General features: G+C 44.9%; 1 protein-coding gene. It reads left to right on the forward strand.

Annotated features, from left to right (window positions below):
- On the forward strand, window positions 1-691 hold a 691-nt coding region (locus JIG37_RS18600), incomplete at both ends, for a flagellin hook IN motif-containing protein (protein ID WP_280517221.1).

Consider the following 691-nt stretch of genomic DNA (forward strand, 5'->3'; position numbering starts at 1 on the left):
CAAACGCTAATGAAACTATTGGGGTGACTCTTAAGAGCGTTGCTGCAAGTGATATCGGCTCTTTCGAAACAACATTGGCTGGAGCTGCTGCCTCAGCACTGGGGTTAGGTCGAGCTGCTGCTGCTGCAGATAATGCTACCCTTGCTGCCAACGGAGTGGCTGGTGGTGCTTTAACAGTTAACGGAATAGATTTGCCAGCTGCGATTGGCGGAGGAGCTGAAGCTAGTGAAATTGCAACAGCTATAAATGAGCTATCTAATTCTACAGGTGTAACAGCTGATGCAAGATCTCAGGCTGAGATATCTTTAACAGCCGCTGACTCTGTAACCTTTGAGTTGAATGGAACACAAATCTCAGCATCGGTAGCTGACACAAGTGACTTAACAGATTTAGCTTCTGCAATAAACGCAGAAACAAGTAACACGGGTGTTACTGCTGAGAGTAAAGATGGTAAATTAGTGCTTACAGATGAATCTGGTAAAGATATTAACATTTCTGATTTTACGGCAGCTACAGCTGATATGGAAGTAAAAGGTGTTGCCCAAGACGGGACTGTTCAAACTACTGCTATTGCATTGGATGGACAAGCTGCTGCGGCTGATAGTGTTGCTGTAGCTGGGAGTATTAAACTGTCTTCAGATAACAGCTTTAGCGTTGTAACAGCCACTGATGCAGATTTAGGTGCTGATGC

Source organism: Pseudoalteromonas sp. bablab_jr010, from assembly GCF_016464105.1.
GTDB lineage: Bacteria > Pseudomonadota > Gammaproteobacteria > Enterobacterales > Alteromonadaceae > Pseudoalteromonas > Pseudoalteromonas simplex.